Below are 17,208 nucleotides of genomic sequence, written 5' to 3'. Positions count from 1 at the left end.
CTAAAATATATGGCCCTGATTAATTTTATGTTTTAAATAACTTGTACTTTGAAAGTTTTTTCGACAACATTATATTCCCTTTCGCTTCTGTAAAATAATTTTCCTGTTTAAGCAATTTGGTATCCAATTCAGGATTTTTAGGTCTGCGTGTAAAGGTTATTTCGAGTCTAGGAGTACTATATCTAAGCTTCCCGTTTTTATCATTACTTTCCATTTTTTCCACATAATAAAACTTTTGTTTAACTACTGAGTAGTCTGTTTTATTGATGTAGACAATAATTTTACTGAACATTATTTGCGAAATTTTACTTGGCTTGAGTTCACATACATAATTATTACCCTCTATTTTTATTTTTTTTTCTGGAAAAGATTTCAAATAATCACTTATTGAAAATGGATTTTGCTGTGTATTGGTTTCTTGATGACTATTAATACTTATTGCTTTTTCATCATGATTAATTTTTAAAGCATATTTAGTAAATGTTACAAACTCTGTATTTTTTATTTTCAAATAGTTTATGTTATTCTTTTTTACAAATACTCCTTTGTATTCCTCAAAAATTTCTTTAGCCTCATAATCTAAGTATAGCTTATATGATGTTTCATATGAGACATATTTATCCTCTGTAACAGCTTTCTCCGCAAGTGAAAAAACTTCTTCCACACGGAGCATTTTTTCAGCCTGTGAAAAAGAAATCTGAAAGCTAAACAGTATAAAAAATAAAAGGTATCTCATCTTAATGTTTCAGTTGTTTGGTATTTCCACTTCTTGTTTCTTGTATCGTAAATACTCCTTTTTCGGTTTCTTTTTTAATGCGTATAAGACCCCCTTCTAAGTCATACTCATAGAAGGTAGAATAATTATTTTCATCGAGTTCTGCCATTAATCGTTGCGTTTTTTGATCGTATACAAAGCTTTTCATATTCCCTTTCGAAGGCAAAATTCTAATATCATCAAAATAGGAAATGTTTTCGCCACTTTCGTTTAGCAATTCTAGTGTCATATCGCCAACTTCTCCAGTTGGTGAGTTTGGAACAGTAAATTCACCTACTATGCGCTGCCAACCGTCAATTATTTCACCAGAGGCATGAAAATCAACAAATAAGCCTATTAATTGATAGTTTTCATCAAACATTTCTAAAGGAGCACCATTTTTATCTTTGAAACTTAACCTAATAGCACTGCTATCGTAGTTTTTGAATTGTCTGTTTGGGTCTTTTTTACTTTGCTCAGATACCCAACCGCTTACCAAATATTTTTCTTTCTTTAATAATGCAAATGAAGCACAGTCAATACATGGGGGATTACAGCCTTCACCATTGTTTACAAGTGTTACGAAATCTTCTCCTGGATTGATAAAGTTAGAATCTCCATCATACTTTAATTTTGCGCCAAAACTATTTACCGCACTTCCACTTGTTCCAGTTGCTCCAGATATTTTTCCTCTATAGACTACATTTAATGATTGACCTGGATTCAACAAAACTCCATTTTCATTTGAAAATTTAATCCAATTAGAGGTTAATAGACAATTATTTTGAACCCATAATGATAAGTTTCCATTTAATACAGGCGGATACAAAAATTCTCTTTCTTTATTAGAACCAACGGAAGAATAAAATTTATTAAAAACAGGTTGTGATTGACTAGGTGTAATTGAAACTGTTGGCTGAAAATCACAGAAATAATTTACACTAAAGTCACTACCTCTAGGGGAATTTGGATTATTGATCATTGAATCTCCAGACATTGGTTTTAAATTCTGAATTTCAAAGACTTTAATAGGAACTGAACCTGTATTTTTTAATTCCATTTTGAAGTCTATTTTTTCATTATTTCTTACATAAACAATATCATCGGACCATAATTCGGCTTCAGGCTTAACACATTTTGCATACATTCTACTCTGTAAGTTTCTATAATATATAACTTGAACTATTGCGTCATTTGAATAAACAAATTGATTTTGCTGAGATATAGTAAAGAAAGTAGTAGCATTTCCTTGTGTTGAAGAGCCCGAGATTAAATTATCATTTAATTTAGCGTCATACATTATGTATAAAATATTATTTGTATTACTGAAATCTAATCCTGTAATCGTAAGTGAATTATTGATGCTGTTGTAATTCAAAACAGCATTGCTACCCGAATAAAGATTTAAATTACAATTGTTTCCACTACAAGTTGTAAAGAGATTTTCAAAATTACTTGTCGAAGGTGTAGCCGTTCCGAAATAATATCTAAAATTAGCGACATCAATTAACTTAGTTGTTAAATTTTGGTTTAAAATTAAATTTGAAAGATTATTAGGGCTAATAGATAACAAATACGTTAATTCACTATTTGGTTGTACGCTTATATTAGAAACAAAATTATCTGTTGAATTTTTTAGTTTAACTTGATTAGTAAGTACAACTGGCAAGCAATCAAATAATCCAGCTATTTGATTATTTAAATTACGCTTTATTGGTACTGGTTTTCCAGTAGGATATTGTGTTATTAATTCTGATGCAGTATAATTTACACTACAATCAAAACCACCATTTTCAAGAGGAAGATTAGTAATTGGATTTATAGGAGGAATTACTATATTAGGCAGATAATTATAAGTGTAATCCAGTGTTATTGGAACCCCCTCCCCATATTGGCAAGTATCTGGAAAATTCCATCTTATTTTAGTAATTTTTTGACCTGAAGGTGGGGTAACACTTACTGGTGACGCTCCTGGGATTATAATAAATTCATTACTCCAAGTAGTAGAGTTCTGATCTGTTAAATAAGAATAATAATAATTAACGGCTCCTGTGCAGGAAGCTGCACTTTGGTTAACCGTCAATTTTATAGTATTGATAATTACTTGATCGGGTATATTTGTCACTAAATCCAAATTTGTTAATGTTAGAGTTGAACCAATATTGACTAGGTATGTACAATCTTCTATTGGTGGTGTAGCATTTGGACAATGAAAAGGATTTGGAGGACTAAATGATACACTAGTATTAGGTATAGATGGATAAGAATTGGCATTACAATTATTAGAACCAAAACATATCTCATTATTATTTCCCTGAAAAATTGGCCCATTGAATGGCGTTGAAGTACTTGCAATAGTACTCTGGGAACATTTAGTACCTGTATAAGAAGCTATTGGTTGAAAAGATAATGGGAATACAGAACAAGAATCACAATTTATACGAAAATAAACTATTTTTTCAATAGAAGCACCTGGATTGATAGTATTAGGCAAATTAATCCAAGATACAACCATATCACCATTTAGCTCTGTAAATTCATAGACGTTGGGGTTTTCTTCAACAGAAGTACAAAGAGGCAGGTTAATTTTCATTGTTGGGTTGTTGATTGTCCATCCTGCAATAGGATTGGTTAAAATAACTTTTAAAGCATTTATTTTTACGTTTCCTCTGCATATAGCGCCCCCAACTCCACTAACTTCATTTATCGTGAAAATTCCAATAGTAGGTTGTAAATTTGAGATGTTTAATGTAAAGGATTGTTGTAAATTTAAAGTACATGTATTATTATTTCCTGGTGCTGCTGTTATTTGCATAATTTCGGGTGAGCTAGATTGACAAACAATAGGAGATCTCAAAGTAATAGTAAAAGAAATATTATTATTATTAGCTGAATTATTAATGGAAATAGATAAAGTTGTTTGATTAGACACAACATTAGGAGTAACAGTTACAAAACTTGGATACTGGTACTGAGAAGAAGGCTGAATGTAGGTGCAAGAACCTATATTTAAATTAAAATTTATATTAGTACAACCCGATTGAGGACTGACAGAAATATTCATCGCGAATTGTTCACCTGAGTTCACATACCCGTTAGTTGTACCAGATGCAGTACCAAAAATTATTGACGTTTGAGTATACCCAAAAAAATAAGACAAAAAGATTGTTAGAAATATTACTTTTTTCATAGCTTCTTACTTTTTAGTTGTTGTTTGTTTTACAGTACTTTTTTTGGCTACTACTTTGTTCTGCTGTACTACTTTATTTTTAGGTTTTGTAGGAGCGAGTCTCATATCTTCTTCTTCAGGTGGGCAACCATCAACTTTTCTAACAAACTTGATGGAAGATTTAGGAGGTACTACAACACTACGATGTCCTGTATGCGACCTTTCTTCTGTAATAACTACATTTTTTTCAGTATATACATCCTGATGAAAACCAAAGTGAGGCTTTAATGCTGAAGGTTGCTGGTTAAAAATATCAAAGGGATCATAATCTTCAAAACCGTCAAATCCAATTTCCCTATAATGTGCATTAGAAGTAACAGCTACAGGAAGTGTATAATTATAACCATATTGAGCTGAAGAATATCTGTTTAATGCATCTTTATTTTCCAATTCCGCTCCATATGGGCTATACATAGTGACTCTGCTCGCAAAAGTCCAGTTAGTTGAATCTATTGTCCATGGGTGGTTCATATCTTGTTTCTTATAAAACGGATTAAACTTGTTGTAATACCCCGACTTACGTCTGTTCTCTGTTTCAAAGTTATTTCGCCCTGTTAAATAAGCATATGATTTAATTGGACGCCAATCTCCTTTGGTATTATACAGGTAGGGATTTGCTTTAGTGGTTCTAGGATCCCCATTAAAATAACCATAGCTATCGGGTAAATCATTTTCACATTGAGAACTCCAGATATCACTATATTCGATAGCGCTGGAATTTATTACCCTGATATCTTCACTTGAACCAATGTTATAGGAAACCGTTGAATCATCGATGTAGCTTCCATAGTTTACAGACCCATTATCTTCGGGATCAATCGGATTGACCATTAGTGTTACTGAAGCCATGGATGCGGTTTGTAAATTTCGATTCCCTGACCTTACAATCTTAAAAGTTAAATCTGAGGGTTGATTTGAGCTATTAATTACTTCTCCCTCTTTATTCATTAATCGGATGTGATTGCTATCAATTGTATAAACCCAAAGTTTTACTAAAGCGCCATTTTCATTGAAAACGAGCTCGTCACCAACCTTGAAAAACTTATTAATGTCATTAGCTGAAACGGTTGGTGGAAAATTAGTAAGATAAAAATAAGAGCCATTGCCATTTACGGTTTCACTCAATTTCCCAACTAAATCAATATTCTCTGAAGCCATTCCCATATTTTTATAATACCAATAGGCAGGATAATTAAGTGAATAATATTTATCATCGAATTCGTTGTTGGTTTGGGTAACCAAGATTTGCCCCGATTTAGCGTCCCAAGCTAAATTTTTTGTAGCTACCCTAGAACCCAAATCATACGCTATAGTTTCAATTAAAACACCTGTTCGATGAATGGTTTTAGTTGTAGTGGCCGTTCTTAAACGGGTTTCATTATAGGCTTCTCTTGGTAAAACTAAAGGAACATAAACAGGAATAGGTGGCAAAGCGGGTATTAAAAAGGAAGCCAAGTTGCCGTCAAATCCATTAGCTTCAGTAATGGTTTCGCTTTCATTAAAATCATTGATTACATCATAATTAATCCCCAGTAAGTTCTTTTCTATTTTGCCATTTTCATTAATGGTTGTAAACTCATTATCCAATTTTCCCGTAGAATCAACATTGTATTTATATTCAACACTTGATATCGGTGCGTTTTGTCCTTCTGCATAAACTTTCTGAGACCTAACTTTACCATCCATGTCATTTGTTTCTATAGTAAATCCTTGTGACATAGTGAGGTGATTGACAGCATAGACGCTCAACATTTGTAGAATTGGACTTTGATAATTATAATATCTAGTATCACAATCCGTATAATCAACTCGGGTTGGAAAGTCTTTTGCAGTATAATGTTCGGTTACTACCTTACCAGTAGCATGTCTCCTCACCTGTATATCATCAATTCTTTTTTCTAAATTCTTTACAGTAACTTTTGAATAGGTTACTTTCGGTGATGGAAAGAAATTTTCGCCAAAAGGTTTCTCAACATAATTATTCTCTCTTGGGGCATTAATTCTTTCGGCATAATTTTGGTTGTCTAATCCATAAAAAGGCTCTACAAATGGATTTTCAGGAGAAGAGTTTGGTTCAAAGGCAGCCACGCCACTTGATGTTCCATCTTCTAAATTGTAGCTGTACTCTTGACCATATTCTTCATTATATAATGGATTGTCTTCGTTAGAACTCATAACATCCCATTTATCGTTAAGTTCAATTTTTTTCACTCTAAGTCCGCCTCCAAATTTTCTTCCATTCGGATTTTCAAGACGTATCCATGATTTACTAGGATTAAAACTATCAGCACATTTTTTAACTTCTAAAGCATAATTAGGTCCAGTAAAGATTTCTGACATTGATCGAATACTGTTTACAAGACCTGTTACTATAGACACAAAACTTCCACTCACCTCTTCTCCGTCATTGTAAACGAACCTATTTAGATAGGTTCTTCCAAAACCCCAACCTGCTTTAGCAATTGGATTTACCATTGCATTACCATTGACTCCTCCATCTCGTTTTAAAAACTTTAAAGGAATAGAGGCATAACCATTAACAACGGAGATTTCATTCATATGATTTTTATCAATTTCAAAATAACCCGTAACATATTCATATTTAGAACCATTCATTCGCAAAAGGAATTTAAAATAAATTGGTTTATCGATATTCTCAGATAAATATCTATCCTTAAAAATGGAACTGTTATTTAAACTTGGGTCATTTGTATTGACATAAATAAATGACCTATGCCCTTCACCTCCAAGGGTAAAAAGTTTATTGTTAAAATTATTTGGAGATGGAGGTACTGGACTGTCTCCGGCACCAACAACCATAAACATTTGCATGGCCTTTCTATTCTGCACATATTTATAATCATCACTTTCAGTTGTTATTTTAATTTCTCCTCCTGAAGGTAGTTTTATGCTTTTAAGTGTCCACATAGCCGTATTTTTTTGAGCTTTTTCATAATCTTGTTCAACAAAAGGAAATTCGCTAGTAGATAGATTAGTATTACTTGGTTGAGGGTTATTCTTATAATTCCCCCAAATATCAAATCCTTTAATATGATAGGCTTTATTTGCATCGGGATTTCCCTCATCATAATTAAAGACATAAGGTGTAAATCTTCCCATATTGGAAGATCTATAAGTAAAATATACCTTTTTTAAGGTTAGTTTTCCACCATTAGGTGCGGTCGCGGAAGATGGTATTCCTTTGCATAGGGAATAATCGTATTCAAAATGAGCTTTTTTAATAGGTTTAACTGCAATTATGGTTCCATCAACATCGCTGGCTGCTTGTTCAAAAGTGATTCCTTGAGCGATCAACTCAGGTTTCGAAAATAGCCTAATCGATGAAATGTATTTCATGGCTTGATTTCCCGGGCCGCCATTTTCTGAAGCTACACTCATAGCATCATTTCTGTTTGCTAAATCTATAAATGCTATATGTGTTTTAGTTTCAATCATTTTTAGATAAACCAATTCTTTTTCACCATAGATATAGTTTCCTTTTTGATCTTTATAACTACATTTTAATCCCTCATTATAGGAAGCCTTATTGAGTCCATAAGGAATTCTCCATTTATAATTACTAACATAATTTGCGTCATTTGATTTCGTGTAGTGAAATTTTGTATAACTCCCAAGATCGGTATCAGAAGGCCCATTATCATCTATGTCTTCGTAGTCTGAAGACAATACACTGGTCACTAAAAAAGTGTGAGCGTAGGCTGGTGTAATATTTTTATTTTCAAATTTATCACTGTAGGTATTATTGTTTCCTCCCAAACTTCCATTGTAGCCTACAATTCCATTATATTCATCAATGTCACTGCGACCAGATACATCAAAAGTTGCTTCAGACTTTGTGTTGTTATAAACAGCTTTTCCATAAACATAAGAAGACCCATCTGTTTGAAGAATTTTCATGCCAGCTGTATGATGGTCTTTTGCAAGCGGATTTCGAAAGACAAACTTTTCATCTGTCTCTTTTGCACTAATTTTTTGAATCACTTGATTGGACAAAAGTCTTTTGGTTCTTTTTATTTTTGTGTTTAATGGTAAAACATTGTTGGTGTAGTTTGTTGAGACCAGGTTTGTTTCAGGTTTGAATAAATACTTAGCTTCAACGCTAGGATTAATTTTATCGAGATCTAATCCTACTCTTAAAGGTCTGTAGCTTTTTAATCGATTATTAAATAACGCAATTTCATTATCTACATCAAGTTCACCAACAAGCTTATATGTTACATTTTGATATAAAGGATTTGAGTTTACATCTAAGTTACTTTCTTCGAAAGCGGCCAGTGCAAAATTATTAGTTGACCAAACCCCAGTTTTGCTAACTGTAGGGGAGTCATTAAAGTTAATTCCACCATGAACCAAGTTTCCAACCCCAATTTCAGCACCAAAACTATTACTAGAAGTTATATCTCTAACGTCATCGTTGTAGAGATAAGACACCTGAGACCTTATTGGTCTAAACATTCCAGATACCCCTTGTCCTTGAATAGTATATATATCATAGGTATAATTCGTCACAGGTAAAGCATTGGTGTTTTTGTTGATGGTTTGCTCTTTTTCTCTATTAAAATCAAGCACGCCTTCACTTCTGTTTTTGTAATGGGTATAATCGTACCCATAAGCTGGAACGTTTCTGTTTTTGTAAGCAGAATTAATACTTTGAACAGAACCATAGCCTGTGATTCTTACCTGACCTTCCAGTCCAAAAACTTCACCTCCCAATGTTGCGTTGAAAGTCTTATTGTTATTATTGAAACCAATTCTTTTGGTTGGAGTATAACTTTGACTGTTAAACGAAAGACTGCCTCCCATGGAACCAAGACTCTGACTACCGTTTTGACCTCTTGAGTATGATGTTTCAGTTTCACCACATTCATTTTTAGAAACATTTTTATCTGTTGTTTTAGAAGAAGCTGAAACGGACATTCCCATGTTTTCCAATCCTTTTCTACTGTTTAAACCCCCAGACAGGCCAATCGATAAAGACGTATTTTCAGAAATTTTCGGACCAATCCCTATTGAAGGGCTTAGTGTTGCGCCTTCATCAATTGAGCCTGATAAACTGCACCCTACTTGTCCAATTCCTGCCAATGAATAAGAAACTCCTATTGAAGGTTTAAAAGTTATACCATTGTAATTGTTATATTCCACTCCCAAGCCTAAATTAAAAGGAGTATCATTACCAAGTAATGCAGGCGAAATATTAAAATTAGTTCCGATAGTAACATTGTCTTTCACATTGTTTTTATAAGTCATCAAATCTCCTTTGAAATCATCAGGTAATCCACGAACGTTTCTGTTAATTTGACCTATATTTAAATTCCATCCTAAGCCAACCCAAGAAGCTTCCTGATCCATAGTAACTCCAGAATCATAAGCTAGATTGATAGGATAGCCGCCTACATCCATAATTGGAATATTATAATTAAAATCACCACTGGCTAAATTTACCATATCCGAAGTTGATATTGGGGTAAATGCAGTAAACTCAGGCTGTTTTGGCCCACTAGTTAGTGCATAAGCAGCCATAGGACTGGTAATTTCTAAGAATATCATTATTGCTAAATAACAAGCAATTACCTTTGTAATTTTACTGTTTCTAATACTTTTATTCATAGGTAGATAGTTATGTTTTGATTTTTTAATTGCTCTGCTATTCTTAACTTTATTTGTATTTAAAGATTCAAAATAGGTTCTTTAAATCTAAATTTTAAAGTTCCTTTTTTAAATAAATTATCCTGATAAATTAATTGAACCTTATCTTCTGGAGTTACATTCGAAAAAAACAACAGCAACTTGTTGTATGGAGCTATTTTAAAACTTCGTTCAAAAATAGCTCCAGTACAATTTATGGTATCCTTAGCAGAAGTGACTATTTTAAAATCGTTTTGAATCTTAAAGGACATGTATTCCACTGCATTTTTGTAATTTAAATGAGTAAACTCTTCCTGAAGTAAATCTTTTTGATCTTTTTCTTCAAAAACAAATTCGATTACCCTTTCTCTTTTATTTTCTTCATAAATGGAGTCTACTTTGATTACATCAGTATTCCCTAAGTCTTTTAAGAGATAATATTGAATTGGAACTTCAGTGGCTGTAAATGAAATGTTATCTACGGTTTGTAAATGATTCTTCGATTTCCATCCTTGATTTTGTAGATTAAAATACCTGTATCGAATGGCCGAATCTGATTGCGACAAAGAGTTATTGTCTTTTTTACAAGAAAAGAAAATTAAAATTATACCCGAAATAAATACAATCCTAATTAAATCCCTCATATTTATTATTGATAAAATTTAATAAATCGGATGTAACTTCATATTCAGGATCCCCGTAAAAGCCAGTTGATGATTTTGAGCTAATGATTAATTTGTAACCCTTTAGCGTTGAATACTCTTTCAGATAAATATCGATTCTTTTCCAAATTTTTTCAGAATTCTCGATATTAAAATTTTCTTTAAATATTTGTTTGTCATTATCTACCTCAATTAAAATCTTCATTAAATTCTTTCTAGCATTTTCATCTGAAGTAATTGTAATTATATTTTTAAGAGAATCAATAGTTTTTTCTTTTGCTACTAAAGTCTTTTTTCCAGCATTAAAAATTTCCTTAGTCATTCTGAATTCAGAAAAAACTTTATCATTATCATAGAAAACTATACTCTTTTGGTTTTTTTGAAAAGAAAAAAAAGCAACTGCCACGACCGACAGTACTAAGCAAAATAGAAGAACAACTAGGTATAAATTTCTTCGCTGCATTGTTAAAGTATATTAAGACGAATTTAAGAACTTTTTCTTACTAAAAAAATTTTAAATGTTAAATTTTTGTGTTTTTATAAAAATTTAATAAAAATGCTATATTGCATTGTTTTTAAAACCACCAAGCAATGACATCTAAAACCATCTTTTCTATATTTTTATTTTTTTCTCTTTATTGTAATTTACAATTTATAACAGAGACTCCGTTGCGTAAAAAAATAGTTGATAAAGACTTTAAATATGAATTTTATGTCACCAAGAAGATTCCCGAAATAAGAGCAAACCGCACTTATTATTGGTTTAAAGGTGGTGCTATACATACTTCAGAATATGGGATATCGGGAGAGGTTTTAAATGATGATTTTGAAAAATTCTATTTGAACAATCAAATTGCAGAAAAAGGGAAATTCAATAAAGGTCTTAAAGTTGGTGTATGGAAGAATTGGCATCCTAATGGGAAATTGTCGACCTATCAATATTATGATGAAGGCATTAAAAACGGTGCATTTTATAAATATAATGAAAATGGGATCTTAGTTGAAAAGGGAAAGTATAGACGGGATAAAAAACAAGGAGAATGGATTAATTTAATTTCTAAAGATACAGTTGTATTTAAAAAAGGAGAAGTTTTTGTGTCCAAAGAAAAAACGAAGACAACCAAAGAAGACCTGAAAAAGAAAGAAGGAAAAACTAAACCTAATTTTTTTAAAAGATTATTTCATAAGAAAAATAAACCTACTAAAGAGAATGAAACCTCAAAAAGCAAAAAGGACAACGTAAATCCTAGAGAGAAAGAGAAGTCAAAAGAAGGAAAAGGATTTTTTAAGAGATTATTTTCAAAAAAGCAAAAGACTGATGACCAACTTAAGAATTAGGGCTAATAGCCTTTTATATGCTATTTACGTTTGTTTGTTGGTTTCAATTATTTGTACCGCTCTCCTTTATTATTCAAATCTTTACAATTTACTTAACCAACACTACAATATTAAAGAAGACTTATATATCCAAAATCAATCGGCTTTAACTTTTTATCTAAACAGTGGAAATCCAGATACGATACTAGAAGATTCGGAGACTGGCGTAACTTCTTTTTCAAAAAAAATAAATTATGGGCTATTGGAAATAGACATAATTAGTTCCATTTTTAAGAACGACACCATATCTTCAGCCTATTTTACAGGTTGCTACACCAACGATAAAACAGCACTTTTTTTAACTAATTTTTCCAATCAACTATCTTATTCTGGATTGGTAAAAATAATTGGAAGTAAAAAACTCCCCTCAAAAAACATAAGCGAAAAATTTACCAGCAATCAAGTAAATAGTTTAAAATCAATTGGAAATATTGATTTGTCTGAAAATAACTTGCCTGCAATAAATTTGGAATTTAAAAAATTCATTGACAACACAAAAGGTCAAATAGTTCAGTTAAAAGATGTTACAAGAGTAAATGATTCTATTTATTATAACTCTTTTTTTAATAAAACAATTGAAATTAATATAGGTTTACATAAACTTCAAAATATTATTATTAAAGGAAATTTTATTTTACACAATAAAGACTCTTTAACTATTTCCTCTACAGCTATCTTGGAAGATGTAATTATCAAATCTCCTATTGTCAAAATTGAAGAAAATGTTAAAGGAACGTTTCAGGTTTTTTCGACAAAGAAAATAGAAGTAAATAATAACGTTCAATTAAAATATCCTTCGGCACTAATAATATGTAATGAAAGTGATGAAAACAGTAGCTTGGTGATTGGCGAATCTTCTTCTATTTACGGCGCTGTAGTTCTTTTTGGTTCGCCTATAAATAAAATTGATCAAAACGAGGTTGTTTTAAAAGAAAACACCTTGATAGTAGGTGATGTTTATTGTACTGGAAAATTTATGCCCAATGGAAAAATATATGGATCTATTTATACCAATCGAATTTTTACCAATACAAAAACTGCAACCTATCAAAATTGCATAATGAATACTGAAATAGACATTACAAAAAGACCAGGTTATTATATTTCATTTCCTATTTTCAATTCAAATGATAAAGCGAATGGTGTTTTCAAAAGAGTTTTTTAAGATTTCTGCTAATTCAATATTAGAGTCTGTCATTGCTTTAAGTATAATTTCAATATGTCTTTATATTGCTATTATGGTATATGCCACAGTTTTCACGCCAAAAACATCATCAAATTTTTATTTCTCAAGAAATTATGTGGTTAGCTTATATTACGAGTCTCAGGTTAATCCTGATAGTATTGATTTAATTTCGAATAAAAATATTGTTATAACCAGAGAATGGATTAACTCTAATCTTGAGAAAGTAAATTTTGAGTACAAAGATTCCTCAAATGTGTCTATTAAACAAAATGTTTATTTACAAAAATAATGATAGGATATAGAGCATATAAAATTAAAGCCTTTTCTGTCTTAGAAGCTGTTTTTAGTATGGTAATTACAGCCATTATTATTGGGATTGTATTTGTTATCTTCAGCATTTTGTCTGAGAGAATGCTAGATTTTAAAAATCAAAATCAAGTGATTTCTGATCTCAACAGATTAACCTATGTAATCAATAAAGACCTATTTGAAAACGAAGAGATAGTCCTTAAAAACGATGAATTGCTTCTTCAAAGCTACTCTGGTGAAAAAGTAAGGTATTTAATTAATGAAAATTATTTACTTAGAACAAAGAATGATTTTAAAGACACATTCAATATTTCAAATACAAAAATAATAGTAGACACTTTAGAAAACAGTAACAAGACGGTGGTTTTTCAAAGAATGGTTTTTGAGATTTTTGTGAATGAAAAAATAAATAAATTGTCATTCTACAAAAAAATATACTCAAATCAATTGATTAAAAGCTTGAAATAAAATGATATGGGAGTTGATTTAAAAAAATATAAAAACAATAAGACGACAAAACAATTTGCTGCAACCCAAATGAATATTTCAATTGGGTCAAAAAAATTAAGCGATAAAAGCAAAGAATTATTTTATAGAGAATTGGGAATGCTTTTAAAATCGGGAGTTGATTTTAAAAAGGCATTGGAAATACTGAGTCATCAAGCTAAATCACAATTAGAAAAAAAAATTATAATTGAAATTAAAGAAAAAGTTGTGGTTGGTAAAAGTATTTGTGAAGCAATGATCGCAACAAATCAATTTTCACCCTATGAATATTATAGTGTTCAAATTGGTGAAGAAACCCGGAAGCTGGAAGAGGTTTTGGTAGAACTTCAAAAATTTTTCAGCAGAAAAATCCAAATGAAAAGACAAATTATTTCGGTTTTAACTTATCCAAGTATAGTACTATTGGTTACTATTTCTGTTTTGTACTTTATGCTTAATAAAGTTGTCCCAATGTTTAGCTCTGTCTTTAGACAGTTTGGAGGCGAATTACCTAAGAGTACACAGCTAATCATTAAGATTTCAAATCATTCAGGATTAATCTTTTCAGTTTTATTTTTATTGATAATTGGAACCATACTATTTCATTTTATAAATAGAACTAAAGATTGGTACCGAAGAATAGTTTCATCATTAGTGATGAAGATTCCTTATTTTGGAAACTTAATTAAGAAAATATACATCTCAAGATTTTGCCAATCTATGAATTTATTAACCTCTTCTAAAACATCATTAATAACATCACTTTCTTTAACATCAAAAATGATAGGATTTTACCCGATAGAAAAATCAATTGATTTTATAAAAGAAGACATTACCAAAGGGATATCTTTCAGTGATAGTTTAAAAAAGCATGTGGTATACGAAAACAAAATGGTGTCTATGATTGAAGTCGCAGAACAGGTTAATCAATTAGACATTATGTTTGAAAGGTTGACTGAACAATATAATGATGAAATCAACCATCAAACTAAAATGATAGGAGTCATTTTAGAACCATTAATAATTATTTTTATTGGTGTCATTGTTGGAGTCATAATGATTTCAATGTATGCACCAATGTTTGATTTAAGTAAAATTATTAAAAATTAATTTTATGCTGACACCAATATTAAATAAAGAAAATGATTTCAATTTAAAAAAAATACTTTAATTTGTCTAAATTAAATAATGATTAATAATTGCTTATAAATTTTAAATTAAAAGGATATGAGAAAAATATTTTTAAAAAGCAGTAAAATTCTAAAAAAAGGAATGATTAAGGCTTATTCCATGACTGAAATTTTGATTGTACTTTGCATTATTGGAATTATTTTGTTGATGGTTTTACCCAATCAAACTTCTGTTATTAGTCAAGCGAAAGCAATAGAAGCTCAAGCCATGCTTAATCAGGTTTATGGTTTAGAAAAGAGTCATTTTTACAGATTTTCAAAATATTCTTCAAACATGGAAGAGATTGGTTTCGAGCAGGAATTAACCGTTGACGAAGGCGGACAGGCAGTATATAGAATAGAGATAATCGAAGCTTCAAATGAATCTTTTTTAGCAAGAGCCACCTCTGTATCCGATTTAGATGGAGATGGAGCTTACAATACATGGGAAATAGATAATAAAAAAATACTAACAGAAACTGTTAAAGAATAATTTAGTGAATTATATTATACTATCAGCAATTTTGCTACTACTCATCGCTATCGTTTACCAAGATTTAAAGCAACGGAAAATTCATGTAGTTTTACCGATTATGATTTTTGTGTTTTCTCTTATTGTTGCTAAAAACAAGATTGACTTGTCAACAAAAATTATACTGACAAATCTATTTTTCTTAATTATCGTCATTAGTTCTTTGGTGGTATACATGTCTTTAAAAAACAAAAAATTTCTAAACCCCTTTGCAAATTATTTTGGATTGGGTGACTTCTTGTTTTATGTCGCTATAACTCCTTTGTTCTTCACTTTTAATTACTTACTTTTTTTTATATTCTCAATGCTTTTTTCTATTATAATGCAATTAGTATTACGAAAAGTAATGGCTGAAAAAACGGTTCCTTTAGCTGGGTTTTCTTCTATTTTGTTGATAGCTATTATGGTTAATGATCTATTTCTTCCTTTTCAAAAAATGACAATAATTTAGCACTATGGAGGAAATAACTATACATCAAGATATCATTCACGTTATCAGTAATGATTTGGCAAATCACTATAAAATAGTGCCTAAAGAAGTAATAGAAAATAAAGTTACTTTTTATGTAGACACTAATTTTAACTCGGCTAGTTCCCAAGAAGAATTAGAATTATTACTGGGTAAAAATGTTCTTTTTGCAACTTCCTCTACTGAAAAGATTGAAAAAGCATTGTCTAAATACTACCGAAAAGATAGAGGCAACAGTACTCAATCTTTAAGTATTGACAAAGCGGATTTTTTGGAGAATTTGCTTTATGAAGCTAAATCGCTAAAAAGCAGTGACATCCATTTTGAGGTGTATGAGCAAGAAGCAAGAATACGATTTCGAATTGATGGTCAATTGATTGAACGATATAAGATAGAAAAGGAAGTTTATTTGGAGTTAGTTAATAAAATTAAGATAAAATCAAAACTCAATATAACTGAAAAAAGGCTGCCTCAAGATGGAAGGATAACAAACAATTCCTTTGACATTAGAGTTTCCATATTGCCAACATTATTTGGAGAAAAAATAGTTTTACGTCTGTTAGGGAATGATGCTTCAAAAATTGATTTAGAAACATTAGGATTGGAAGGTGATGAATTCAAATATTATCTGGAGGCTGTAAAAAAACCTAATGGAATTATATTAATAAGCGGTCCAACAGGTTCGGGTAAAACAACAACTTTGTATGCTACTTTGAAATTACTAAATGATTCTATTAGAAATATAGTGACTGTTGAAGATCCTATTGAGTATACCTTAAAAGGAATAAATCAAGTTCAATTAAAAGAAGATATTGGGCTGACTTTTGCTTCTGCTTTGAAATCATTTTTACGCCAAGATCCAGATATTATCATGTTGGGAGAGATTAGAGATTCTGAAACGGCTATGATGGCCATTAGAGCTTCACTAACAGGTCACTTGGTCTTATCTACCATCCATACAAATTCTGCTATAGGAACAATAGCCCGACTTATTGATATGGGCGTTCCTTCCTATTTAATCGCTGAGACCTTGAATGTATCTGTTGCACAAAGATTAGTTAGAAAACTTTGTGTTGATTGCAAAGAAGAGATAAGATTTATAGCTGATGATTTTCCAAAGAGTTTTAAAATACCATATACTCCTGACAAACTTTTCAAACCTAGTGGCTGTAATAAGTGCTATCATACAGGATATGCGGGTAGAAAAGCAATTTATGAAGTGTTGAATATTGATTTTAAGGCTGCTAATCACATTAAAAACAATGAAATGTCACTAATTTTAGATGATAAAACTAATTTTGAAACACTACCTGAAAAAGCCTTCAGCATGTTGTCTAAAGGCGAGACTTCATTGGATGAAATTTACTCAATACTAATAAATGATTAATA

13 protein-coding genes are annotated in these 17,208 nt (G+C 30.9%); 8 read left to right on the top strand and 5 right to left on the bottom strand.

The genetic code is table 11. The features are described 5' to 3' along the window. Positions 1-25: 25 nt before the first annotated feature. Genes RN605_RS09205 through RN605_RS09185 form a run of 5 tightly spaced genes read right to left on the bottom strand, consistent with a single transcriptional unit; the run spans position 26 to position 10,754 of the window. Positions 26-736 carry a hypothetical protein gene (locus tag RN605_RS09205; protein WP_313324364.1) on the bottom strand — a complete coding sequence of 237 codons (711 nt, stop codon included), beginning with the start codon at positions 734-736 and terminating at the stop codon, positions 26-28. Between the two features lies 1 nt (position 737). After that, entirely contained in the window at positions 738-3,944 is a 3,207-nt protein-coding gene (locus RN605_RS09200) for a hypothetical protein (RefSeq protein ID WP_313324363.1), read from the bottom strand. Positions 3,945-3,950: 6 nt separating this feature from the next. Beyond that, positions 3,951-9,611, bottom strand: a complete 5,661-nt coding sequence (locus tag RN605_RS09195; RefSeq protein ID WP_313324362.1) for a hypothetical protein — start codon at positions 9,609-9,611, stop codon at positions 3,951-3,953. A 59-nt stretch (positions 9,612-9,670) separates the two neighbouring features. Beyond that, the gene (locus RN605_RS09190; RefSeq protein ID WP_313324361.1) at positions 9,671-10,273 is read right to left on the bottom strand and encodes a hypothetical protein; all 603 of its coding nucleotides are present in this window, start codon (positions 10,271-10,273) and stop codon (positions 9,671-9,673) included. After that, positions 10,257-10,754, bottom strand: coding sequence for a hypothetical protein (locus RN605_RS09185; protein WP_313356337.1), 498 nt, complete (start codon positions 10,752-10,754; stop codon positions 10,257-10,259). The genes RN605_RS09190 and RN605_RS09185 overlap by 17 nt, the downstream gene beginning before the upstream one ends. Positions 10,755-10,882: 128 nt before the next feature. Here RN605_RS09185 and RN605_RS09180 point away from each other — a divergent pair, with 128 nt between their 5' ends. From RN605_RS09180 to RN605_RS09150, 8 genes are all read left to right on the top strand, one after another. Further along, positions 10,883-11,629, top strand: coding sequence for a toxin-antitoxin system YwqK family antitoxin (locus RN605_RS09180; protein ID WP_313324359.1), 747 nt, complete (start codon positions 10,883-10,885; stop codon positions 11,627-11,629). Continuing rightward, positions 11,610-12,833 carry a hypothetical protein gene (locus tag RN605_RS09175; protein WP_313324358.1) on the top strand — a complete coding sequence of 408 codons (1,224 nt, stop codon included), beginning with the start codon at positions 11,610-11,612 and terminating at the stop codon, positions 12,831-12,833. The genes RN605_RS09180 and RN605_RS09175 overlap by 20 nt, the downstream gene beginning before the upstream one ends. Next, positions 12,808-13,143, top strand: coding sequence for a hypothetical protein (locus tag RN605_RS09170; protein WP_313324357.1), 336 nt, complete (start codon positions 12,808-12,810; stop codon positions 13,141-13,143). Before RN605_RS09175 ends, RN605_RS09170 begins: the two co-directional genes overlap by 26 nt. Further along, positions 13,143-13,631: a hypothetical protein gene (locus tag RN605_RS09165; RefSeq protein WP_313324356.1), complete on the top strand. Its 489-nt coding sequence runs from the start codon at positions 13,143-13,145 to the stop codon at positions 13,629-13,631. The genes RN605_RS09170 and RN605_RS09165 overlap by 1 nt, the downstream gene beginning before the upstream one ends. 6 nt (positions 13,632-13,637) lie before the next feature. Further along, positions 13,638-14,759, top strand: coding sequence for a type II secretion system F family protein (locus RN605_RS09160; RefSeq protein ID WP_313324355.1), 1,122 nt, complete (start codon positions 13,638-13,640; stop codon positions 14,757-14,759). Between the two features lie 117 nt (positions 14,760-14,876). Beyond that, entirely contained in the window at positions 14,877-15,311 is a 435-nt protein-coding gene (locus RN605_RS09155) for a type IV pilin protein (protein WP_313324354.1), read from the top strand. Between the two features lie 4 nt (positions 15,312-15,315). Continuing rightward, positions 15,316-15,801 carry a prepilin peptidase gene (locus RN605_RS13880; protein WP_394853501.1) on the top strand — a complete coding sequence of 162 codons (486 nt, stop codon included), beginning with the start codon at positions 15,316-15,318 and terminating at the stop codon, positions 15,799-15,801. Positions 15,802-15,805: 4 nt separating this feature from the next. Next, positions 15,806-17,206, top strand: coding sequence for a GspE/PulE family protein (locus RN605_RS09150; RefSeq protein ID WP_313324353.1), 1,401 nt, complete (start codon positions 15,806-15,808; stop codon positions 17,204-17,206). Positions 17,207-17,208 lie beyond the last annotated feature (2 nt).

The organism is Flavobacterium sp. PMTSA4 (genome assembly GCF_032098525.1).
GTDB classification, from domain to species: domain Bacteria; phylum Bacteroidota; class Bacteroidia; order Flavobacteriales; family Flavobacteriaceae; genus Flavobacterium; species Flavobacterium capsici.
The sequence above is the reverse complement of the archived record's forward strand: the minus strand, read 5'-3'. Positions and strand labels throughout refer to the sequence as shown.